Consider the following 24,097-nt stretch of genomic DNA (forward strand, 5'->3'; position numbering starts at 1 on the left):
AGCTCCTTGTTATAATATCATCACTAAGGCGAGTACAAGTTACATAAAACCCATTAGTTATTGCTTTTGTGCAACAATTTGTAACTTTTGGCAAACAAGATATTCAACCTATGTACTCCTATTTAAAAACAACATTCCTCTTTTTCATTTTGGTTATTTTTTCTTCTTGCATTGACAAGAAGGATAATCTAAAGCCTTCACCTAGTGACCGTCCCAATATCCTGTTCATTATGTCAGATGATCACGCCTATCAGGCAATTAGTGCCTATAGTGATCATCTAATACAAACGCCAAATATTGATCGGATTGGAAAGGAGGGTATAGTGTTCACAAATGCTTCTGTTACAAATTCAATTTGTGCGCCTTCACGGGCTACAATTCTTACTGGCAAGCATACACACATAAATGGTAAAGTAGACAATCTAATGCCATTTGATACTACGCAGGTCACCTTTCCTCAGTTGTTTCAAAAGGCTGGATATGAAACTGCGATGTTTGGCAAACTGCACTTTGGGAATAACCCAAAAGGCGTAGATGAGTTTATGATTCTTCCTGGTCAAGGAAACTATATAAATCCTGATTTCATCACTAAAAATGGGGACACCACAATTGTTGGATATGCTACGGACATCATTACTGATATGACCTTGAATTGGTTAGAGGAGAAACGAAACCCAGAAAAACCCTTTATGTTGATGTACTTGCATAAAGCGCCTCATAGACCATGGTGGCCAACTCCTGAAAAATTCCGGGAGTTTTACGGAAAGGAACTCCCACTTCCAGAAAGCTTGTTTGATGACTACAGTAATCGCGGTCCGGCCGCAAAAAGAGCTGAAATGAATTTGCTGACGCACATGAAATATAGTTATGATACCAAGGTGTGGCCAGAAACCATCAAGCAAATGGGAGAAGTATTACCTGAAGTGCCTGATTTGGTACAAGCATTCAACAATATCGTAGATCGAATGACAGATGAGCAAAAAGCGCTATATAAACCGTTGTTGGATTCTATAGGCAATGATTTTAAAAAGCGTTGGCCTTCAATGTCAGATGAAGAAAAAATGATTTGGAAGTATCAACGCTATATGCAGGATTATTTAGGATGTATCTCGTCAGTAGATGACAATGTGGGGCGTGTGCTGGATTATTTGGACACCAGTAAATTGGCAGAAAACACTTTGGTGGTTTACACCTCAGACCAAGGTTTTTATTTAGGGGAGCATGGATGGTTTGATAAGCGTTTTATTTATGATGAATCGTTCAAAACCCCATTGTTGATTCGTTGGCCAAATAAAATTCAAGCTGGAATCACTAATGCCGAGATGGTACAGAACTTAGATTTTGCCCAAACATTTTTGGAAGCAGCACAAATTGATGTTCCCGATGATATGCAAGGAGAAAGTTTAATGCCACTTTTAACGGGAAAGCATGGGGACTGGACACGAGATGCGGTGTATTATCATTATTATGAATACCCAGCTGAACATCAAGTGATGCGTCATTATGGTATTGTAACCAAGGAATTTAAATTAGCCCATTTCTATTATGATGTTGATGTATGGGAATTATATGATCGCCAAAATGATCCTCAGGAGCTTCATAATGTATTTGAAGACCCAAAATATGCTGATGTAGTAGTACAGTTGAAGGGCAAGCTGGAGGCACTACGAAGTCAATATGGAGATTCAGATGAACTGAATCAACATTATATTGACCTACATAATGAACGTATGGGGTTAAAACATTAAGGCATATTACCGTAAATAAAAAAGCCGCTTCATTAGAAGCGGCTTTTTTGATATGTATTCAATAATCTTAATTGTTGAGGGCTTCCGCACCACCTACAATTTCCAAGATTTCATTGGTAATTGCAGCTTGTCTTGCTTTATTATAGGTCAACTTTAACTGATCCCTAAGCTCCGTAGCATTATCGGTTGCTTTGTGCATTGCCGTCATACGTGCTCCATGTTCACTGGCGAAAGAATCACGTACTGCCTTATACAACTGTGTTTTCAACGATTTTGGAATCAATTGCTCCACGATTTCTGGCTTGGAAGGTTCAAAAATATAATCTGCCGCATTGCTATTATCGCCCTCAATTGGCACAAGCGGCAAGAATTGTTCTGTCATCACAATTTGCGTGGCAGCATTTTTGAATTTATTGTAGACCAACTCAATTCTATCATAATTCCCTTCCGTAAAGTGATCCATTAAATCTTGGGCAATGGATGCGACATTATCGAAAGTCAAATCATCAAAAACAGTGCTGTGGTTGGCAATAACATTTCCTCTTTTGCCAAGGATGTCGTTCCCTTTTTTTCCAATGGCAATAAAATCCACTTGCTTACCAGCATAGGTTTCATCCAAAAGAACATTGGATTGTTTAATGATGTTGGAATTAAAGGCACCACACAATCCACGGTTTGAGGTAATGGCTACGACCAACACCTTGTTAACCGCACGGTTATCGGCAAATTTGCTTCCGGCATCACCATCCAAGCTTGCACTAAGACTTTGCAACAATTCGGTAAGCTTATTTGCGTACGGACGCATCGCTGTAATGGCATCCTGGGCTTTTTTCAACTTTGCAGCAGATACCATTTTCATGGCACTGGTAATCTGCATGGTTGAAGATACCGAGGCTATCCTATTTCGTATTTCCTTTAGATTCGCCATTTATCTATTGGGCTTAAGCTCTATATTTTCCTGAAAGATCTTTACAAACTGAAGTCAATGTCTCAGTTACATCATCAGTCAATTTTCCGGCCTTCAATGTATCCAATACACCTCTGTGCTTGGCATTCAAGAACTCGATAAAATCTCTTTCAAACTCTTTTACTTTCTCAACAGGAACATCTCTCAACAAGTTTTTGGAACCTGCAAAGATGATGGCTACCTGATCTTCAACGGTAAATGGATCGTTTTGCGCTTGTTTCAAGATCTCAACGTTTCTACGACCTTTTTCAATTACGTTCAAGGTTGCAGCATCCAAGTCTGATCCGAACTTCGCAAAAGCTTCCAATTCACGGAACTGTGCTTGATCCAGTTTCAAGGTACCCGCTACTTTCTTCATGGATTTGATTTGTGCAGAACCACCAACACGAGATACAGAGATACCCACGTTGATCGCAGGACGTACACCTTGGTTGAACAAGTCTTGCTCCAAGAAGATCTGACCATCGGTAATCGAAATTACGTTGGTTGGGATATATGCGGAAACGTCACCAGCCTGTGTTTCAATAATTGGCAATGCAGTCAAAGATCCACCACCTTTTACCATTGGCTTAAGTGATTCCGGTAAATCGTTCATGTTTTTTGCGATATCATCATCCGCAATAACTTTTGCAGCACGCTCCAACAATCTTGAGTGAAGATAGAATACGTCACCAGGATAAGCCTCACGACCTGGAGGTCTTCTCAAAAGAAGGGAAACCTCACGGTATGCTACCGCTTGTTTTGATAGATCATCATAGATGATCAATGCTGGACGACCCGTATCTCTAAAGTATTCACCAATCGCAGCTCCTGCAAACGGTGCATATACCTGCATAGGAGCAGGGTAAGACGCGTTGGCCGCAACGATTGTTGTATAAGCCAAAGCTCCTTTATCTTCCAATGTCTTTGCAATTGCAGCAACAGTTGATGCCTTTTGACCTACTGCAACGTAGATACAGTAAACTGGTTCACCTGCATCAAAGAATTCTTTTTGGTTCAAAATGGTATCAATACAAACAGTTGTTTTACCTGTCTGACGGTCACCAATTACCAACTCACGCTGACCACGTCCAATCGGAATCATGGCATCCACCGCTTTAATACCTGTCTGTAATGGCTCGTTTACTGGTTGACGGTAGATCACCCCAGGAGCTTTACGTTCCAATGGCATTTCATAAGTGTCACCAGCAATAGGTCCTTTTCCATCAATGGGATTACCTAGTGTATCAACAACACGACCAACAATTCCCTCACCAACATTGATTGATGCGATACGCTGAGTTCTTTTTACCGTAGCACCTTCCATAACTTCTTTGGATGGACCTAGCAATACAACACCAACATTATCTTCTTCCAAGTTCAAAACGATACCCTCCATACCGCCGTCAAATTCCACAAGCTCACCATACTGAGCATTGGAAAGACCATACACACGGGCAATACCATCACCCACTTGTAATACGGTACCTACCTCATCCAAGGAAGCGGTAGCTTCAAAACCTGCTAATTGTTCTTTCAAAATTGCTGATACCTCAGCGGCTTTTACTCCTGCCATTTTTATAGACTATTTGTAAATTCTCTTTTTAATCCGTTCAATTTGTTGGCAACACTAGCATCATATTGCAAATCGCCCACGCGAAGTACAAATCCACCGATGATGCTCTCATCTATCCTATTTTCCAAGGTAACCTTGTTGCCTGTAATTTTAGCGATTTGGGCCAATACCTTTTTCTCCATTGCAGCAGTTAATGGAACTGCAGTGGTCACATAGGCTACATCCTCACCTTTCAATTGCTCATGCAAGATGACATACTTGTAGGCTACTTCCTGAAGTAGGCTTATTCTTTTATTGTCCGTCAAGGTGTTTATCAACCCCAAAGTGATCTGATTGGATTCCTTGAAAATCTTGCTTAGTACACCTTTTTTTGCCGCACTTTTGATTACCGGACTTCCCAATAGGTTTTGAAGTTCGCTACTATCATTTATTGTAGCGGCAATACTTCGCATATCTTTTTCAACGGCATCTGCCGCTTTCTTTTCGATAGCGAAATCCAAGGTTGCTTTGGCGTAACGTGCTGCTGCCCTACTTTCGTTCATCTTTTCTTAGTTCAATTCGATGTCACCCAACATATCCTGAACAAGCTTTTCTTGCTTCTTCTTATCGGACAATTCTTCTTTGATCACTTTTTCAGCAATATCAATGGAAAGATTGGCTACTTGTTTCTTGATATCGGCTACTGCGGCTTTCTTTTCGCTTTCGATAGTAGCCTGAGCCTGCTTGATCATTTTATCGCCTTCCGACTTAGCTTGTTCTTTGGCCTCAGAAATGATACCCTCTTTCAATTCACGAGCCTCTTTAAGCATAGCATCACGTTCTGCTCTAGCTTCCTTTAAAATTCGCTCATTATCTGCTTGAAGATTTTGCATATCCTTTTTGGCATCCTCGGCAGATTGTAAAGCGTTTTTAATAGACTCTTCTCTTTCACTTACTGCTCCTAATATGGGTTTCCATGCAAATTTTCTTAAAATCCCTAAAAGGATTAAAAAAGTAATTGCCGTCCAAAAGACTAATCCAAAACCTGGGTTTACTAAATCCATTTCTTAGTATATTAATAAATTCAAACTCTGTACTTGCTATAATAAAAAGTAGATACAGAAGTAACCAACCGTTACTCCTGTATCTTAATTACTAGGCTGCTGGAGCTGCTTGCAATAAAGCAACAACCACACCGAATAACGCTACCGCTTCAACGAAGGCAGCAAGAATAAGCGCAGAAGATTGAATCTTTCCGTGCATTTCTGGCTGACGAGCCATTGCTTCCATAGCTCTACCACCGATGTTACCAATACCAACACCAGCTCCGATAGCTGCTAAACCAGCACCAATAGCTGCGATTCCATAAATAGTCATACTACAAAATTTAAATTAATGATGTTCTTCTTCTGTTGCCATTCCAAAATAGAGGGCTGACAATATTGTAAATATATATGCTTGAATAGCTGTTACTACAATCTCAATTACTGTAATGAATAAAGAGAACAATACAGAAATTGGAGCAACTGCCACTGTTTCAAAAATGAAAATTAAAGACATTAAAGCCAGAATAATAATGTGTCCTGCCGTAATGTTGGCGAACAAACGAATCATAAGGGAAATCGGTTTTGTAAAAATCCCGATCAATTCAATTGGCATTAAAAATATCTTCATTGGAACCGGCACACCTGGCATCCAAAAGATGTGTTTCCAATAGTTCTTATTACCGCTAAACGTTGTTATGATAAAGGTAAACACGGCCAAGGTGCAAGTAAATGCAATATTACCACTTAGGTTAGCCCCGTTTAAAATAGGTATAAGACCAAAAATGTTGTTAATCCAAATGAAAAAGAAAATAGTCAACAAATATGGCATATACCTTTTGTATTTTTTCTCCCCAATCATTGGTTTGGCTATCTCATCACGCACAAAAACAACCAAAGGTTCAATAAAACCCGCAATTCCAGTTGGCACTTTGTCCTCGGATCTTTTGTATACACGAGCCGCAGCGGTAAAAATCAAGATTAGTACCAACACTGAAACCCACATCATAAACACGTTTCTGGTAATTGATATGTCCAATGGCTTGGATGCATTCACCGGATGGTGCTTATCATCAAATTCTACAGCTGTAGCGCCTTCGTTTAATTGGTAAATTTTCTCATGAAGCTTCACGAATTTCCCGCCATTTTTCTCAACAACAACAGTGCCATTGTCATCATGGTGGAATTCGCTTGACATGAAAGTGGTTAGACCGCTATCCGTCCAAAGAATTATGGGCAACGGAATGGAAATAGATTCATTATCGATGTCAATGATATGAAATTCATGTGCATCCTTCACGTGATGCATGATCATTTCATTTGGATCAAACTTCTTGTCCGATTCAACAACTTCATTATCCTTGGCAAATCCGGATAGTGGGATTATCATTAATATCCCTAAAATAAATGCACTTAAATTACCTATTCGCATCCGTTGGTCAGTTTAGAAAACACCGCTCTCAAAAATTCGGTGCAAATGTACATTACATTATATTAACTGACAAACAATTATAACACTGATTATTTCTGCGTTAAAAACTGATTAATACTGTAAACTTCAAATGCTAAAAAGATAAAATAAGGAACAAAAAAATTAATCACATCTCCAATTTTTTCATTGGATTTAGATAGGATTAAAGGAAGTAAAAAAATCACAACCAAAACCATTTTCAAAACCATTAATAGAATAAAAGGATTGAAAACCTGTGATTTTCCATTTGAAAAACGAAAATTAATGATAGAATACACAACCAGAACAGAAATTCCATGAAAAACATAGACATTCCATAAGGGTATGATAAATTCTTTTGAAGGCAGTAGTGCGTTTAGAAGGTAATTGTGTAATAGGTAAAGTATTATAGCTACAAAACCCAATTGTATCGTAAAAAGCAATTGTCGCTTTCTAAAGGACTCATTCATAGGAATCAACGGTTTGAAATCCTTATAATTTGTTTTATCACAAAGTAAATGGAAATTACAACCGCAAATAAAGAACAAATAACAGTGTATAAAGAATGCTTGTTAGGAAATTTTTCATCCAAAAATACTCCTAAATATGTACCGCCGCCAATTATTGCAATCATTTGAATTGCAATACCCGAAAATTTGGCATAGTTATTAAGTGACCTATTCTTTTTTTTAGGAGACTTTTGCTGGTTCATTTGTTTTGGTTGCCTGCAATTTATGCGTAGATGCGGCTGGAGCAGCACCTTTGCCCATGGTACAAGCTGCATTGAACGTAGCTCCTGGTTCTACTGCCAACTTGGAAACCTGCACAGTTCCTTCAATTGTAGCGGAAGATTTTAAAGAAAGAAGATCCTTCACCATTAATTCGCCATTGAATTTTCCTTCAATATCGGCGTTTACGCATTCTACCTTACCGTTAATGTAGCCGTCTTTTCCAATAACAACCTTACCGGATGTCTTTACGTTCCCTTCAAGTTTACCATCGATTCTAAAATCGGCCTCTGAAGTAATATCACCCTTAATTTTGGTGTTCTTTTCAATTCTGTTAGGTTGTCCTCCAAACTCGTTCATAGTTCTAGGTTTTTTGTTGTCTGAAAACATCGTTTTCTAGGGTTTTGGGGTTAAAATTTGCGCTTTGTACGCTTCTAAGTTTTTATGTACTTGAATGATTTTATAATTGTTGGATAAAACTACAAAATTCTCATCTTTGATACGGTAGTCCCTATTGTTTTTTAAGAGTTCCGCGTAGCCCAGGGCAAAATCTTTTGACTTGAATCCATGTACCACTACAAACTCATCCTCCAAGTTGTAGATATCTATGGACACCAAACTCTTGTAACGTAATTCCTTTATGGATTCTTCCAGCCGTTTTTTTAGATCAAGTGCTTTTTTATTGTCCTTGATTTTGAATGGGAATACTACTTTCCAATTTCCTTTGCCTACTGAACCTGTTTCCGGAGAAAATTCCTTGGCAGCCAGTTTGGGTAATTGCTCTGCCACCATTTGCTCAGCCTTTTTGCCTTCGGGATTATTGGGGTAGGTGAGTGCTACGTAGTTCAAGGCTTCCTTAAAAGGTTCAAACCCTTGAAGCCTGCCAATTGCATTGGCCTTCAGCATTTCAAATTTTGGCACAATAGGATCTCCGGTGAATTTGTTGATGTAATCTTGACTTTGTGTGATTACCTGTAGATAATGTTGCTGCTCATAAGACTTGTACAAAGCGGCATACCTAGCATCTGGACTATCCGTGTTGCCCTCTAATACCGCCTGTGGATTTAAGAGAATCTCAGCATACCGGGTATCCGAATGGTTTCGAATAATATCTTGTTTCATACGGTCTGCCAGTGCACTCCCGGTTTCTTCGTAAATCTTGAACAAATTGTATTTGGAAGGCAAAATCAAGCGCTCTTCTGGATTTTCGGCAAGTACGCGTTCCAATTTTCCTGCTGCTAAAAGGTTCTCCTTGAACTTTTCTTTATAGATCAATCCAAGTTGATAGTTCGCGAAATTCCTTTCGCCGCGAAGACTGTCAATTACAGTAACATCAGTCGGGATTTGTTCAAGGTAATAGTCCAGGGAATATTTTTGCTCTTCTGTTAATGGAGTATCAGCAGAATTATTGGCATCAACAAGCTGGCCTGTTGCCTCAGATGGGAGTGCTCTACTTTTATTGCTCCAGCGCCAATCATCTTCCAAAGCCCTTTCACCCCATCTTGTCCTAAAATCATTTTTCCCGTAACCTAAGCTAGTGATGTTGTAAAAATAGAATTTACCCTTGTTTTCCTTTCCTCCTTGGGATTCTGCAAAAGTGGCAAAACCAGCATTGGCTCGTTCCTGTTCTTTTTCTGCTGCTGCTTCATCTTTGCGTTTCAATTCAGCAATAAGCGCTTCAAAATAGGCAGTACGCTCTGCTTCTGGCATTTCATATAAGGTGATAACACTATCTGCATTCTGTACGATGTCCTCATACGTTATGACATCCTCTAGATTGTCCAGGATTTTTTGGACGCGTCTGTGGTCTTTGGTATTCACAGTGAGATTCGTCAAGGTGCTATCATAGTAAGCGCCGGCAGTTTTGTATTCGTCCAGATCAAAATAGTAATCCGCTAAATTTCTATAGTTGAGGGCACTCAATTTTCGTTCCCCAGTATTCGCCCTTAGGGATTTGTTGTAATAAACCAGCGCAAGACTATCAGATTGTGTGGCCATATGGTATTGTGCCAATTGTCGATAGATCTTATCTAAAAAAGGTCGGTTTTCACGGTTCTCTTCCAAATCCGTTAGGTATTCGAACAATCCTTCTTTATTCGTTTCTGTTATTTCCGTGTTTTGAATTTTCTTTAGATGCGCATTGATCATGTATACACGCGGGGAACGTCTGTTTAGCGCTATGACTTTGTCAAATGCATAATTGGCACTGTCCTTATGACCCAACTGATTGTACAATTGGCCAATGATAAAAAGATACCGTCCTTTTTCTGGATTTTTTTTCGTGTATGCTTGGGCGATCTTTAATTTTTGGATTGCTGTATCTGGAGCTTTTAGGTTTATGAAACATTGTGCAAGAACGGCATTGGCATCAGCATATTCCTGATCTTTCAATTGCTCAAACTTGAACATCCTTCTCAGGTTTTTGATGGCCAACTCTGGATTGTCCAATCGCATATTGGTTTTTTCCCGCCAAATAGTGGCTTCGTTGAGCTTGTCGCTCTCCACATATTTCCTTAGGATGTAATTGAAGGATTCCAAAGCTGGAATGTAGCGTTGATCAAAATACCGTGCTTTACCAAGCAACAGGAAGGCTTCATCCGTTTGTGGATTGCGCTCCTCATCCTTGATATCCATGCTGTGCTTTTGGATGGCCTTGGTGGCTTTTTCTTCTGCGATGATGAAATTGGGATTGTTGTCTTCGGAATCCAGTTTCACCTCATCCGTAACTTCCAAACGCTCAATGGGAAGGACTTCCCAATAGTCATCCCTATAATTGGCATGTAATTCCTGCCTACCTTGCTCAAAGGCAATATTGCCATTATACAAGGTATTGTACTTGGTATTCAAGGCGTGCCAATTCCTATTTATGAACTTGTCTTTTTTGGTGGAGCAAGAAGAAAGCAATAGTCCACCAAAGATCAGGGCCAATAAAAGTGTTTTTTGAAGCTTCAAAATTATGGATACTCGTATCTATCCTTAACTGAAAAACGGCCAGATTATTATAAGGCTGATCGGTAAAGTGCAAGTTTTTTTCATAGAGCGGGTCCAATCGTTAATATGTAGACAATCACCAAGCGCTCAAACGTTCAAAATTGGAACGATTTCTATTGTATTTTGTTTTATATGCCACCGGCGATAGACCAACGTATTTTTTAAAGACCGTACGGAATGCTTTTTGGTCCGCATATCCGACTTGATACATGACTTCATTAATGTTCTGTTGTGTGGATTCCAAGCTTCTTTTTGCAGCCTCTATTTTTACCCTTTGAATGTATTCCAAAGGCGTATTTTGTGTAGCTTTTTTGAATCTTCGAACAAAGTTCCTGCTGCTAATGGCATACATTTTGGCCAACTGCTCTACCGATATTTTTTTCTTGACGTTACTCTCAATATATACTTGTGCTTTTTGGATTGCCGCATCTTCGTGGTCTTTTTGACCTTGAAAAATGGCAAATTGGTTTTGGTTTTCACGATCCAAGTCAATTTCAAAAAATTTGGAAAGGTATATAGCGGTGGGTCTACCACAATATTTTTCAATTAGGTGTACCATTAAATTCAAAAATGAAAAGGCACCACCACTGGTGTAGATTCCATTTTCTTCCGTAACAATTTTGTTTGGGACCAAGATTACTTGCGGAAACATTTTTCTGAAAATTTCCATCCCGGCCCAATGCGTAGCGCATTGCTTGCCATCGACCAATCCGGTTTGAGCCAATAAGAAAGCACCCATGCACATACTTGCAACCTCGGTCTTGTTGATGTTTCTTTGGTGTAGTATCCAAGGGATAAAATCCTTGTTATCATCTAGATCTTCCTCCAATTTATCCGGTCGAATGGCCGGAATGAGAATCAAATCTGTTTTTTTAATGTCGTTGATCGTTCGATCACAATGGATACTGAACAACCCCTCGTAAAGCGTATAATCCAAATCCAATCCAACCAAATGGATGTCAAAAAAGTCATCCTCACGAACACCACTTTTTTTCAAGAACTGATTAGCGGCCATCAAAACCTTAAACGGACCAACAATGTTACTTAAAATGGCATTCCCTTTTGGAACCAAAATGCTTACATGTTTCATAATCAGTTGTTTTTGGAAGATAAATGTAATTCGAATCCTTGGCACATTCAACCCTTTAAAGTGTCTTATTTGACCTTAGTTGTCCATTGACCTCTTTTGTAGTTTTGGAAAGCAGGTGTTAAAACCTAGCGCCATAGCAGTATACAAACTGTATTATTTGGAGTTTATTTATTAATCATAAAACCATAGTAAAATGACAACACAGGAAGTCGCAGACAAACTAGTTGGCCTTTGCAGGGAAGGCAAGTACGAAGAAGCTTATGGCTTGTATGCGCCCAACGCAGTAAGCGTTGAAATGCCAGGAGTGCCCAATGAGCGCACAGAAGGATTGGATAATATTATTCAAGGATATGCCCAATGGGCCAGTAATATTGAAGAAGCACATGGCGGCACGGTAGGTGATCCCATGGTAGTGGGAAATCATTTTGTGGTTCCAATGACCAGCGATGTTACCTTTAAACAAGGAGGCCGTATTAACATGGAGGAGTTTTGCATGTACCAAGTTGAAAACGGAAAGATCACCAAGTCCCAGTTCTTTTATGACCCTTCAGTGATGGGGGGATAAATTAAGATTAATGCAAGGTTGGGAAATGTGGTTATTTTCCCAACTTTGTTCATAACGCTTGTCCTAACCAACAATTGGCAATGTTAGTACTACCACCCCTCCTTTTTTAGAAGGCTCAAAATATTCTTCCTTGGTAATTGTATAGCCCTGGTGTGTGTTCAGTAGCCGAATCTGATCTAAAAATCGCGTGTTGCGTTCGGAATATTGGGGATTTGTATCTGCCAAGTAACTCATCTCCTTGTCTCCATAACTGATTTCCAAAACCACATATTCTTTTTGAATTGTAATGTCAATATCAAGCACCTCTTTATGGTTTGGACTGGACATCGCATATTCTATAATATTGTCCATTAAGGTTTGTACCAAGGTAGCGGGAATCATAGCATCCCAAATACCCACTGGGTCATTCACGTTGATGTGATACTCCAAATGCTCATCGTACCTCATTTTTTGAAGTTTGAGGTACCATTGTAACATTTTGAGTTCGTCCTCCAACAAAACAACCTCTGTCCCGAGATGACTTAAATTAAAACGAACAAGCTTACTGAAGGTTGATAAGTACTCCAAAGCGGATTTTTTATCCTCCGCAGTAACATAATATTGTATAGAATTAAGCGCATTGAATACAAAGTGAGGATTTAATTGCGAATTCAAGGCTTGCAATTTCAGATTCATCATTTCCTCTTTTATCGCCAATAGGTTTGCCTGTTCATCACGCAATGCTTTTTGCGAGCGTACATTTTTCATTTTGATGGCGGCAATGGAGGCAATTGCAGCTAACATTTTCAGATGTTGCTTTGTGAAGAAATCTCTTTCAGGATGTTCACAATCTATTACTCCATAAACCACGTCTTCATGGTAAATAGGCACACAGATTTCGGAAAGACGTTGATCGTCATCTACAATATACCTGTTGTCCAAAGAAGTATCCGGAATGATTTCCGCTACCCGTGATTCTGCAACAGTTCCGGTAATTCCTGTTCCCAAGGGAATAGCTACTGGATTATGTAAACTGTAATCTTTTGGGTTTTTGGGGCCATAGGCCGCTTTTTGTACGAGCACTTCCAATTCGTCATCCAACAAATAGACAACGCAATCAACAAACCCAAGTTTGGCAATACAATTTTTGGCAAGGTCCCATAGAATTTCCTCTTCATTTTCCTTTCCAAGTAGTGATTTGGAAAAGTAGATTAGGATGTCTTCAAATTGATCGTTATTCAAGGCAGTAGGTTTTTATGGGGCCTTCAAAATAGTAATTTTTTTTGAAGCCATTGGTTTGGGCAATATGAAGTTTACTGCTGAAAACCTGCACTTTAGCAAAGTATATGCAAAAAAACACCCCACTAGGATGCGGGGTGCTTAATGATTGCGTAATGGAGCAACCTTCCTAACCAACTTTGTTTTAGAATTTAAAACTGAATCCACTATAAACACCAACAGAGAAAGGTCTAAACGACCCGGCAGTTTCTGAAAAAGTGTTTAACTGGTATTTGAAAACAGGTTCTAAATTCAATTGTACTTTGGGTGAGAACTGATAGTTGAAACCTAATCCTACATTGGTACTGAAGTTTAGGGAATTTACGTTGTTCGCTTCGCCCATTTCTGTGACCAATCCTTCAGACTCCAATAAAACGGAATTGTCTACGAGGAAAAGCGAACTTATCCCACCAATCAAGTTAACACCGAATTTTTTATCAATAAGACTATAATTCAACTCCACAGGTACTTCCAAATACCCTATTTGTTGCACCATCTTGCCCTCTAAAACTGCACTGGACTCGGCCGCAAATTCTGCAGAAGCATCATTTAAGGAACTGGTTTTTCTACTTTCCACAACTACATTTCTAGAAGTGCTGCTATAATCAATATTGTCAATCTGATTTACGCTACCATTAAGGGAATTTGAAAATACAACATCATTTGTATCGTATCCGAAGTTGACCCTATGTATCCCCGAACGAACCGTAAGTTTTTTGCCTACTTCATATGCAACTGTAAGACCGTAGCTCAAATCCAGATTTCCAGATTTTGAATTGGCCGCAAAATTGGAATGAACCGGAGAACCTTCACCAGAGGCATTAAAGTAGATAGGCGCAACAGAAGGACCAACAGACCATTTGTTGCTGGAGTTTTGTGCTACAACTTCCTCTTCCTGTTCGGCAATGGCATCAAAAATGGATTGCTTTTCATTTTCTTCAGTGACTTCCTCTTCTACTTGCGCTACAGCTTTATCGGTGTCGCTGGTATTTTTAAGATCATCCACATTTTGGTTGAAACGCTCATCAGACTGTGCTACTGCGTTTTGTTCCTTTGAATCTAAAATCGATAAATTACTGCCATCAATTTCTGTTGGAGTTTGACCTACAGCATCCTCTTTTTGATCCTTGGAAGTTTCGCTATCATTTAGCGCAACGGCCGAATAATCATTCGAATTGCTCAACCCTTGATTTGTAAGCTGCGCTTTTTGATTGGCCTGCTGACGTTTATCGTTTTGTTGACTTGAACTTTCTGTCAGACCACTATTAATGGTATTCGCATTTTCCGTTGCAACGTCGGCCACCGCATTTTGTGGAACTTGTTTTTCTTCCTCCGTTTGGTCAAGGCCAACTACAGCATCTTGACTTTCTCCTTTTGGCAATGGAATGTTATCCGAAGCTTGTGGTGTTTTAGGGGTTACCACATCTTCGGTATCCACTACCGAATTATTGTCTTGTTCGGCGTTACCGCCAAAAGGGTTAATGACATACAATAGGATTGCCAATGCTGCTGCAACCCCTCCTAGTCTCCACCAAATGGGTATTACCCTTTTCTTTTGCTTCTGCTTGTCCAAAGAACTTTCAATGGATTTCCAGACCTGATCGTCCGGTAACTCCTTAAAGTCCCCTAACTTTTCTTTGAACAATTGCTCTAAATTCCTTTTCCCCATCTAAGCAATGTTTATGTTTTCTTTTTCAATTTTTTGCCTCAAAATCATTTTTGCACGCGCCAAGTTGGACTTGGAAGTGCCGGTGGATGTCCCTAACATCTCACTGATTTCTTTATGGCTATATCCATCCAAAACGTATAGGTTGAAGGTCAACCTATATTTGTTTGGTAACTCTTGAATGTAGCCCAACAAGGTAGACAGGCTTACGTCCAAGCCCTCCGTGTCCACTTCGATTTGTTCCCCAACATTTTCGGAAACTACATCCAGATATTGTTCTTTTCTATATTTCTGCAAAACGGTGTTAACCGTGATGCGTTTTATCCAACCTTCAAATGAACCATTGAATTTATATTGATCAATTTTGTTGAAAATGGTCATAAAGCTGTCATGCAGATTATCCTCGGCTTCCGTACGGTTCCGAGAATACTTGAGGCACATTCCGAAAAGAATACCGGAATATTTCCGGTATAATTCAGCTTGCGCCTGCCTCTTGCCTTTTTTGCAATTATTTATCAGCTCTTCAATATCCAAACGTTGGTTAATTTTGGATTAGATAGTATTTAATTAGTTGGCACCTCTACTACAGGCACTGTAAATTCCAAAAATTCAGAACTATTGTCAGAAGCACTCTGACCAGCATAAAATCTGAAATTGTATTCACCAGAATATAGTACCACAAATTCAAACGTAGCCGTTACTTCCTGTATTACCTGAGCACAAGCCGTATCTTCTGTCAATACAGACCCTATTACTACAACATCCCTGTCTGTTTGTGCAGTCTGCGTTACATCAAACCCTTCAAAAAACGTACAGTCATTAGGTCGTTCATAGGTGACCTCAATACTATAGGTTTCATTGAGTTCAAAGAACTCAGGTAAATTTGCATCTACCACAGACAAGGTGGTAAAATGGAAGTTCTGACCGTCATCCAAACTACAACCATTGAACAGTAGTGCTGAACTAATTAGCATGAACAGCAATATTGCCTTTTTCATCATAAGAATTCCTTTTTCTTCCTAGATGTACAGCAATCTCAAGGGTTGCGTAGGATTTGCAACCTAAAATAATAATTTTGGGAATGTATTAGGCGGTTACCACCGCAATGGCTTCCTTAATTTTTGCTTCAAGTTCTTCGGAAAGCTCTGGATTGTCTATTAACAGGGCCTTTACGGCATCCCTACCTTGACCAAGTTTAGTATCCCCGTAGCTAAACCAAGAACCGCTTTTCTTCACAATTTCATAGGCTACACCTAAATCAAGAATTTCGCCAACTTTGGAGACACCTTCGCCATACATGATATCAAATTCCGCTGTTTTAAAAGGAGGAGCAACTTTGTTCTTCACCACTTTCACGCGGGTTTTGTTTCCTTGTACGGTACCATCGGAATCCTTTATTTGTGTGGATCGTCTGATGTCCAAGCGCACAGAAGCATAAAACTTAAGGGCATTACCCCCTGTTGTGGTCTCTGGATTACCGAACATTACGCCAATTTTTTCCCGCAATTGGTTAATGAAAACCACGGTGCAATTGGTTTTGCTTATCGTAGAAGTCAATTTCCGCAAAGCTTGGGACATCAATCGTGCATGTAAGCCCATTTTGGAATCTCCCATTTCACCTTCTATTTCACTTTTTGGTGTAAGTGCTGCAACGGAATCGATAATGACAATGTCAATGGCGCCGGAACGGATTAGATTATCGGCAATTTCCAGTGCCTGCTCTCCGTGATCGGGTTGTGAAATAATAAGATTGTCGATATCCACACCTAATTTTTGGGCATAGAAACGATCAAAAGCGTGTTCAGCATCAATAAAAGCTGCAATGCCACCATTTTTTTGCGCTTCGGCAATGGCATGGAGCGTTAAAGTTGTTTTTCCTGAAGATTCAGGACCATAGATTTCAATGACTCTTCCTCTAGGGTAACCTCCAACGCCCAAGGCAATATCCAAGCCCAATGATCCGGATGGGATAACTTCTACATCTTCAACTACACTATCCCCCAATTTCATGACAGCACCTTTACCATAGGTTTTGTCCAGTTTGTCCAAGGTCAACTTTAGGGCTTTCAATTTTGCATCTTTCTCGCTGCTCATATTTTCTATGTTAGGGAAGCTAAAATACCATTTCTTTTTGCATACAACAATAGACTCACGCAACCTTTTTGAACAACTGTATCTAAGCTATACTAACTCGTATTATCATAGCGGACCATGAAGGGTTCGTTGCCTTATGGCAAAAGGGAAAATTGCCCTATGAAAAAGGATTAATCGGTTGGGAGGGTTTCTTTTTAAGAAGCCCTTTTTCTTTTTTAGCCCGAAGCCATTACCTTTGCCAAACTTTTTACCACAGATTCTTTAACTTAAAAATTGGTATAGCATGCAACTGTACAATACTTTAAGTGCAAAGGAAAGGGAGAAACTTATTGAGGAAGCCGGTAAAGATCGGTTGACCATCTCTTTCTATAAATATGCACATATTGGCAATCCACACATTTTACGTAATCACCTTTTCTTGGCTTGGAACGATATGGATGTTCTTGGCAGGATCTATGTCGCCTATGAAGGGGTAAATGCACAACTTTCGGTTCCAGCGGAAAACTTTCAGGATTTTAAAAATCATTTGGACAGCGTTACATTTTTGGAGAATGTACGTTTGAATATTGCCGTGGAACAGGACAATAAATCTTTCTTGAAACTTAAAGTAAAAGTGCGCAAGAAAATTGTTGCCGATGGTTTGGACGATAAAAGTTTTGATGTAACCGATAAAGGAATACATGTTGGTGCCGAAAAATTCAACGAACTAATTGAAGATCCTGATACCGTTTTAGTGGACATGCGCAACCATTATGAAAGTGAGATTGGTCATTTTAAAAATGCGGTTACGCCTGATGTGGATACATTTAGGGATTCTTTGGACATAATAGAAAGCGACCTTACAGCGCATAAGGAAGACAAGAAATTGGTCATGTACTGTACCGGAGGTATCCGTTGTGAAAAGGCAAGTGCATACTATAAACACAAAGGTTTTAAAAATGTATACCAATTAGAAGGTGGTATTATTGAATATACGCGCCAGGTGAATGCAGAAGGATTAGAAAACAAATTTTTAGGGAAGAATTTTGTCTTTGACCATCGACGCGGCGAGCGGATTTCAAATGATATCATTTCCAATTGCCACCAATGCGGGAAACCCTGTGACACTCACGTGAATTGCGCCAATGAGGCCTGTCATTTGTTGTTTATCCAATGTGAGGAGTGCGCCAAGGCCATGGATGATTGTTGTTCTACGGAATGCCAAGAGGTACATGCCTTACCTTTTGAAGAACAAAAACGATTACGGAAGGGAAAAACGGTAAGCAATAAGATTTTCAAGAAAGGCCGTTCAGAGGTGTTGAAGTATAAAAAATGATAAAAAAAGAGCCCATTTTCAAATGGGCTCTTTTTAGTTGATTATTGTGGACATTCTTCGTCTCCTGTAAATAGCCATCCAATATCGATTAGATTTTGCCGTGCGGTTATAGATTCCGACGAACAATACGATAAGCCTAGGGCACCAACGGATACATCTTCATTGACACCTTGACTTGCCCAGCCAATTAAGGTGCTTTCATAATTTACTTCAGAAAGCCCGGAATTATCAAGCATGCCAACCATGGTTGTAACACTCGTAACATTCCAATTGCCCAAATCCTGATTAAATAGGTTTGCGCCATTAAACATGAGGTTCATGTTGGTAACATTGCTCATATCCCACGAGCTTACGGCTCCATTCACTTTTTCAGCACCATCAAACATACGAGCAGTATCGGTGACATTCTCCAAATTTGGGATGTCATCCGGTATGTATGATAAATTTTCGCATTCGGCAAATGCAACCCTCATACCGTTCCAACTGTTATTTCCCCACTGATCTATACCAATGAGTTTATCTTCAGATGGATTATTTTGCATTATAATTCTTGGGAATAAATCTCCCTTTATCGCTATGGTATGCATACCTATGCTAGAATAGGTGTGTTTTGGCGGTGTACTATAGGTTATGTTTTCTATAGTTCCATCACCCCAATTAATAGTGTAATCATAAGAAACATATTCATTTGTGCCCACTTGAATCTCTTCATCGGCTTGTGTAGTCTCAAAAGTCAAGATAAAGGCATCTGGATCTTCAAATAGGGATTCAATTTCATTGTTCACGGTTATTGTAACAAACGCTGCTGCAGTATTAATTCCATCACTCACAGTAACAGTAATTTGATGTGATTTTTGGGTTTCAAAGTCTAGGTTCTTCCCTTCGGCCAAACGAATTTCACCAAGTTCATTAATTACGAAAAGGTTGTTGTCATTTACTGTAATTTCAAATGCCAGTGAGCTGCCTTCTGGATCTTCTGCTTCTACATCATGCAATATTTTTTCGCTTGTTGAAAGTTCGCTTGCTGCAGAACCTTGATCTTCAATCTGCGGTGGTTGATTGGTTTCCTCTATGGTCACCACAAAATCATTAGCGCTTGTAGCGGAGCCGTTCACGGTGGATACACTTATTTTTCCAGTGGATGCTCCAGAAGGAACAGTGCCTGTTAGTTTGGTGGCAGTAGCAGCATTAAGGGTCACTGCAACACCACTCAATGTTACGGTGTTTCCCGATATCGTGGTGCCAAAATTGGTGCCGTCAATGGTAAGCATAGCTCCGATGGCTCCACTTTCGCTATGACCGGTAATTGTTGGAGGATTTTCTTCAACTTTTGGTTCATCCTTGCTGCAGGAATGCAAGGCAAAAACCAGAACACTTAAAACAAATAGGAATTTCAATTTCATAATTTGGGTTTTTACGATTAAACCCAAATGTGCCAGAATTAAATTGATATTAGTCATGCCATTTTACCAATACACCATCTGGTTTGATGGATGTCCGTTTTGGGTTGACGACAACCATTTCGCTTCTGCCTCAAATTATGCTATCTTTACCTCAAGATTATTTATGAACCTTTTTTAGCGCCTTGTGTTTTTAGGCTCTAAATCAAGATATTATATATGGGATGTAGCAGTTGTTCAACCGGCAAGGATGGACAACCGCGGGGTTGCAAGAACAATGGTACTTGTGGCACAGATGGTTGTAACAAGCTTACAGTCTTTGACTGGCTTTCCAATATGTCGCTACCCAACGGTCAAAAACCATTTGACTGTGTTGAGGTCCGATTCAAGAACAGTAGAAAAGAATTCTTTAGAAACGTAGACAACGTTCCTTTGGCTATTGGGGATGTTGTGGCTACCCAAGCCAAATCAGGTCATGATGTTGGCATTGTTACTTTGGTTGGCGAATTGGTTAAGGTACAGATGAAGCGCAAAAAGGTCGCTGCAGATGACAATACACTTCCCAAAATCTACAGGAAAGCTTCTCAACGTGATATTGACATTTGGCAAAAAAGTCGTGATAAAGAAGCCGAAGTACAGAAACGTTCTCGCGAAATAGCCATTTCGCTAAAACTTCAGATGAAACTCAGCGATGTTGAGTTTCAAGGCGATGGTTCCAAAGCCACATTTTATTACACAGCAGAAGAGCGGGTTGATTTTAGACAGTTGATCAAGGATATGGCCAAAGCCTTTGGCATCCGAATAGAGATGCGTCAAATCGGTTACCGACAAGAGGCTCAACGTTTAGGGGGTATTGGTTCCTGCGGTCGTGAACTTTGTTGTTCCACTTGGCTAACGGATTTTAGGTCCGTTAGTACGGCATCGGCACGCTATCAGCAATTGGCATTGAATCCCCAGAAATTGGCAGGGCAATGTGGCAAACTCAAATGTTGTCTCAATTACGAACTGGATATGTACTTGGAGGCCTTAAAGGATTTTCCATCCCAAGACAGTAAACTTCAAACAAAAAAAGGAGTGGCATTTTGCCAAAAGGCCGATATATTCAAAAAAACACTTTGGTTTTCTTACAGGGATGACCCAGCCACTTGGCATGCCTTGGACAAAGACAATGTCTTGGAAATTATTGCGCTGAATAAAAAAGGGCAAAAAATAGATAACCTTGAAGATTACGCACAAGATAATGTTAGCGAGGAAAAAATGGCCTTTGAGAATGTAGTTGGCCAAGACAGTCTAACCCGATTTGATCGTCCCAAGAAAAAGAAACGAAACAAGAAAAGAAGAAAAAATCGCCCAAAAGCATCTTCCAATGCACAATAAATTTTACCTGATCTTGGTTTTATGCATGAGTTTGATTTCATGCAACAGCGGTTTGGTCTTTTCAGAATATGAGGCGTTGTCAAATGGGAAATGGGAAATGGATGAAACATTGCATTTTGAGTTTTTGGAACTGGATTCCATTCAACAACACAATATGTTCATCAGTGTCAGAAATGACAACACCTTTCCGTTTAGTAACCTCTTCCTGATTACCGAGTTGGAGTTTCCTGATGGGAACACGCAACGCGACACCTTGGAATATAGAATGGCGAAACCCACCGGAGAATGGTTGGGAAAAGGTATGGGAAGTATCAAGGAAAGCAAACTTTGGTATAAGGAAAACATCGTTTTTCCAGATTCTGGCGTATATAAGTTAAGTGTTTCCCATGCCATGCGTAAAAATGGTGAAGTAGATGGATTGTTTATCCTCGATGGAATCACGGACGTAGGATTGGAAATTGAAAAAAGCACCCAATAAACAATGGCAAAAGCTAAGCACAAGCAAAAGAGCTTCCTTCCTTTCATCAAATGGTTTTGGATTCTTTTCGGAGCTGGAGTCCTTTCAGCAATTCTTATATTCTTATTGGCATCTTGGGGATTGTTTGGACCCATGCCCGAATATGAGCATCTGGAAAATCCTGAGACCAACTTAGCCACCGAAATCATTTCTTCTGACGGGAAAACCCTTGGAAAGTTCTATTTGAATGATAATCGAACTCCTGTAGCTTTTAGCGACCTGCCAAGTAACCTAGTGGATGCACTTGTTGCCACTGAAGATGCTAGGTATTTTAAACACGCTGGGATAGATGCACGGGGAACCATTAGGGCTTTCGCTTATTTAGGCAGAAAGGGAGGGGCTAGCACAATTTCACAACAACTGGCAAGGCAGCTCTTCATTGGAGCAAGGGAAAAGGAAGAGAAATCCAAGGCGTTGATTCAGAAGGTGATGGAATGGGTTTTGGCCATACGTTTGGAAAGACAGTATACTAAGGAAGAAATCATAGCGATGTACTTAAATATATATGATTTTCTAAACAATGCCGATGGTATCCGTTCCGCTTCGCGGATTTATTTTGGCAAGGAACCTATAGACCTTCGTACTGAAGAATCAGCAGTTTTGGTTGGGATGCTAAAAAACTCCTCATATTATAACCCTATCAGGAGGCCTGAATTGGTAAAAGGACGACGAAACGTGGTATTGGCGCAAATGGCCAAATACGAATACATCACCCAAGAAGAAAAGGACTCCCTTCAGAATCTGGAAATGGATATCAATTTCAGCCCGGAATCACACCGCGAAGGATTGGCCACCTATTTTAGGATGCATGCCCAACGTTGGTTGAACAGATGGGTGCGCGATAATCCAAAACCCGATGGCGAAAAATACAACATCTACCTAGACGGTTTAAAAGTATTTACGACCATAGATTCCCGTATGCAAAAGAATGCTGAAGAGGCCGTGGAGATGCACATGAAGAATCTACAGGCAGAATTCTTTCATCAGAATACGCCTAAAAGAAATCCTACTGCACCATTTGTGGATTTAACACGTGGAGCAATTGACACCATTATGCGCAGTGCCATGAGACGTTCCGTAAGATGGCGAAGTATGTCCAGGGAAGGAATAAACGAGGACTCCATCCGAAAGTCGTTCCATGTAGCAACGGAAATGACCGTTTTTGATTGGAACAGTGACTCTTTTGAAAAGGATACCATAATGACACCTTTGGATTCCATTCGTTATTACAAAACATTTTTGCGTACCGCAATGATGTCCATGGAACCACAAACCGGTCACGTTAAAGCTTGGGTAGGAGGTGTGGATTATAAACATTTTCAGTATGATAATGTTTACCAGGGCGCCCGTCAAGCAGGGTCTACGTTTAAGCCATTTGTATATGCAGCGGCCATTGATCAATTGCGTTATTCACCGTGCGATTCACTGCCGGACAATCAATATTGCATTGAGCCCTTAAAGCATGGGAACATGGAAGCATGGTGTCCGAAGAATTCAGACGGGAAGTACTCAGGGAAAAACCTGACACTTAAAAATGCCTTGGCCAATTCCGTAAACACCGTTACCGCACAACTTATAGATAAAGTAGGACCAGCTTCCGTGGTGAATATCGCTAACAGCATGGGTCTTGACAGAGACATTCCCGTGGTCCCTTCTATTGCTTTGGGCACGCATGATTTTAACGTGTATGATATGGTCGGTGCATACGGAACCTTTGCCAATCAAGGGGTGTATGTGAAACCAGTTATGATCACTAGGATTGAAGATAAAAACGGGACGGTCCTTTACGAATATGTCCCTGAAACCAAAGACGTATTAAGTAAGGATGTAGCTTACGCCATGGTAAATTTAATGGAAGGGGTAACCCAAGGGGGTTCAGGAACAAGACTACGACACACCTTTGCCAAGGAGCAATCCGTCTATAAAGACATCATTACAGGGTATCCTTATGAGTTGACAAATCCAATAGCCGGTAAAACCGGGACTACTCAAAACCAAAGCGATGGGTGGTTTATGGGAATGGTGCCCAATTTGGTTACAGGAGTTTGGGTTGGTGGTGAAGATAGAGCCGCGCATTTCCAAAGTCTACTTTATGGTCAAGGTGCTTCAATGGCCTTGCCAATTTGGGCCCTTTATATGAAGAAGAATTATGAAAACGAGGAATTGGGTGTCTCAATTGAAGCTTTTGAGGAACCCGAAGAAATGACGATAAATGTGGATTGTACCAAGATTTTGAAAGAACTTAAAGAAGAAATCGATACCGAGGACGATCTTGATGAAGATATCGGATTTTAGTCCTATGGTAAATGAATAAATTCGGCCCCAAGAAGCAGCATTGTTTCTTGGGGCTTTTTT

General features: G+C 40.1%; 22 protein-coding genes. 6 read left to right on the plus strand and 16 right to left on the minus strand.

Annotation, left to right across the window (positions count from 1 at the left end):
* The first annotated feature begins 110 nt into the window (after positions 1–110).
* Positions 111–1,748 carry a sulfatase family protein gene (locus M3P19_RS09905; RefSeq protein WP_249657508.1) on the plus strand — a complete coding sequence of 546 codons (1,638 nt, stop codon included), beginning with the start codon at positions 111–113 and terminating at the stop codon, positions 1,746–1,748.
* Between the two features lie 67 nt (positions 1,749–1,815).
* Here the strand turns inward: M3P19_RS09905 and atpG are convergent, their stop codons facing one another.
* From atpG to M3P19_RS09955, 10 genes are all read right to left on the minus strand, one after another.
* On the minus strand, positions 1,816–2,676 hold the full coding sequence (gene atpG / locus M3P19_RS09910) for an ATP synthase F1 subunit gamma (RefSeq protein ID WP_249657509.1): 861 nt from the start codon (positions 2,674–2,676) through the stop codon (positions 1,816–1,818).
* Positions 2,677–2,689: 13 nt separating this feature from the next.
* Positions 2,690–4,270, minus strand: a complete 1,581-nt coding sequence (atpA, locus tag M3P19_RS09915) for a F0F1 ATP synthase subunit alpha (protein ID WP_249657510.1) — start codon at positions 4,268–4,270, stop codon at positions 2,690–2,692.
* Positions 4,271–4,272: 2 nt separating this feature from the next.
* Complete coding sequence (gene atpH, locus M3P19_RS09920) at positions 4,273–4,812, minus strand: ATP synthase F1 subunit delta (protein ID WP_249657511.1); 540 nt, start codon at positions 4,810–4,812, stop codon at positions 4,273–4,275.
* A 6-nt stretch (positions 4,813–4,818) separates the two neighbouring features.
* On the minus strand, positions 4,819–5,313 hold the full coding sequence (locus tag M3P19_RS09925) for a F0F1 ATP synthase subunit B (RefSeq protein WP_249657512.1): 495 nt from the start codon (positions 5,311–5,313) through the stop codon (positions 4,819–4,821).
* 91 nt (positions 5,314–5,404) lie between these two features.
* Positions 5,405–5,626: an ATP synthase F0 subunit C gene (gene atpE, locus M3P19_RS09930; protein WP_054559962.1), complete on the minus strand. Its 222-nt coding sequence runs from the start codon at positions 5,624–5,626 to the stop codon at positions 5,405–5,407.
* Between the two features lie 15 nt (positions 5,627–5,641).
* Positions 5,642–6,724, minus strand: coding sequence for a F0F1 ATP synthase subunit A (atpB, locus tag M3P19_RS09935; protein WP_249657513.1), 1,083 nt, complete (start codon positions 6,722–6,724; stop codon positions 5,642–5,644).
* Between the two features lie 493 nt (positions 6,725–7,217).
* On the minus strand, positions 7,218–7,454 hold the full coding sequence (locus tag M3P19_RS09940) for an AtpZ/AtpI family protein (protein WP_249657514.1): 237 nt from the start codon (positions 7,452–7,454) through the stop codon (positions 7,218–7,220).
* Positions 7,432–7,860: a bactofilin family protein gene (locus M3P19_RS09945; RefSeq protein WP_249657515.1), complete on the minus strand. Its 429-nt coding sequence runs from the start codon at positions 7,858–7,860 to the stop codon at positions 7,432–7,434. The genes M3P19_RS09940 and M3P19_RS09945 overlap by 23 nt, the downstream gene beginning before the upstream one ends.
* A gap of 6 nt (positions 7,861–7,866) precedes the next feature.
* A complete protein-coding gene (porW, locus tag M3P19_RS09950; RefSeq protein WP_470299681.1) occupies positions 7,867–10,422 on the minus strand; it encodes a type IX secretion system periplasmic lipoprotein PorW/SprE in 2,556 nt (851 codons plus the stop codon).
* Between the two features lie 115 nt (positions 10,423–10,537).
* On the minus strand, positions 10,538–11,551 hold the full coding sequence (locus tag M3P19_RS09955) for a GlxA family transcriptional regulator (protein ID WP_249657516.1): 1,014 nt from the start codon (positions 11,549–11,551) through the stop codon (positions 10,538–10,540).
* Between the two features lie 193 nt (positions 11,552–11,744).
* On the opposite strand from M3P19_RS09955, the gene M3P19_RS09960 reads away from it, so the two are divergent.
* Positions 11,745–12,116, plus strand: a complete 372-nt coding sequence (locus tag M3P19_RS09960; protein WP_249657517.1) for a nuclear transport factor 2 family protein — start codon at positions 11,745–11,747, stop codon at positions 12,114–12,116.
* A 63-nt stretch (positions 12,117–12,179) separates the two neighbouring features.
* On the opposite strand, the gene M3P19_RS09965 is transcribed toward M3P19_RS09960, so the two are convergent.
* The 5 genes from M3P19_RS09965 to recA form a co-directional block, all read right to left on the minus strand.
* Positions 12,180–13,337, minus strand: coding sequence for a histidine kinase (locus M3P19_RS09965; protein ID WP_249657518.1), 1,158 nt, complete (start codon positions 13,335–13,337; stop codon positions 12,180–12,182).
* A 181-nt stretch (positions 13,338–13,518) separates the two neighbouring features.
* The gene (locus M3P19_RS09970; RefSeq protein WP_249657519.1) at positions 13,519–15,042 is read right to left on the minus strand and encodes an outer membrane beta-barrel protein; all 1,524 of its coding nucleotides are present in this window, start codon (positions 15,040–15,042) and stop codon (positions 13,519–13,521) included.
* Positions 15,043–15,573 (minus strand): RNA polymerase sigma factor, encoded by a 531-nt coding sequence (locus M3P19_RS09975; protein ID WP_249657520.1) that lies wholly within the window; start codon positions 15,571–15,573, stop codon positions 15,043–15,045.
* 29 nt (positions 15,574–15,602) lie between these two features.
* Positions 15,603–16,040, minus strand: coding sequence for a hypothetical protein (locus M3P19_RS09980; RefSeq protein WP_249657521.1), 438 nt, complete (start codon positions 16,038–16,040; stop codon positions 15,603–15,605).
* A gap of 85 nt (positions 16,041–16,125) precedes the next feature.
* A complete protein-coding gene (recA, locus tag M3P19_RS09985; RefSeq protein ID WP_249657522.1) occupies positions 16,126–17,133 on the minus strand; it encodes a recombinase RecA in 1,008 nt (335 codons plus the stop codon).
* Positions 17,134–17,416: 283 nt separating this feature from the next.
* Here recA and trhO point away from each other — a divergent pair, with 283 nt between their 5' ends.
* Positions 17,417–18,448 (plus strand): oxygen-dependent tRNA uridine(34) hydroxylase TrhO, encoded by a 1,032-nt coding sequence (gene trhO, locus M3P19_RS09990; protein ID WP_249657523.1) that lies wholly within the window; start codon positions 17,417–17,419, stop codon positions 18,446–18,448.
* Between the two features lie 41 nt (positions 18,449–18,489).
* Here trhO and M3P19_RS09995 read toward each other — a convergent pair whose 3' ends face one another.
* Complete coding sequence (locus M3P19_RS09995; protein WP_249657524.1) at positions 18,490–19,851, minus strand: BspA family leucine-rich repeat surface protein; 1,362 nt, start codon at positions 19,849–19,851, stop codon at positions 18,490–18,492.
* Between the two features lie 216 nt (positions 19,852–20,067).
* On the opposite strand from M3P19_RS09995, the gene M3P19_RS10000 reads away from it, so the two are divergent.
* From M3P19_RS10000 to M3P19_RS10010, 3 genes are read left to right on the plus strand one after another with little or no spacing between them, the layout of a single operon-like run.
* On the plus strand, positions 20,068–21,225 hold the full coding sequence (locus tag M3P19_RS10000) for a PSP1 domain-containing protein (RefSeq protein ID WP_249657525.1): 1,158 nt from the start codon (positions 20,068–20,070) through the stop codon (positions 21,223–21,225).
* Positions 21,215–21,703, plus strand: a complete 489-nt coding sequence (locus tag M3P19_RS10005) for a gliding motility lipoprotein GldH (RefSeq protein ID WP_249657526.1) — start codon at positions 21,215–21,217, stop codon at positions 21,701–21,703. The genes M3P19_RS10000 and M3P19_RS10005 overlap by 11 nt, the downstream gene beginning before the upstream one ends.
* Positions 21,704–21,706: 3 nt before the next feature.
* The gene (locus tag M3P19_RS10010) at positions 21,707–24,037 is read left to right on the plus strand and encodes a penicillin-binding protein 1A (protein WP_249657527.1); all 2,331 of its coding nucleotides are present in this window, start codon (positions 21,707–21,709) and stop codon (positions 24,035–24,037) included.
* Positions 24,038–24,097 lie beyond the last annotated feature (60 nt).

Source organism: Flagellimonas spongiicola, assembly GCF_023502425.1.
Lineage (GTDB): Bacteria > Bacteroidota > Bacteroidia > Flavobacteriales > Flavobacteriaceae > Flagellimonas > Flagellimonas spongiicola.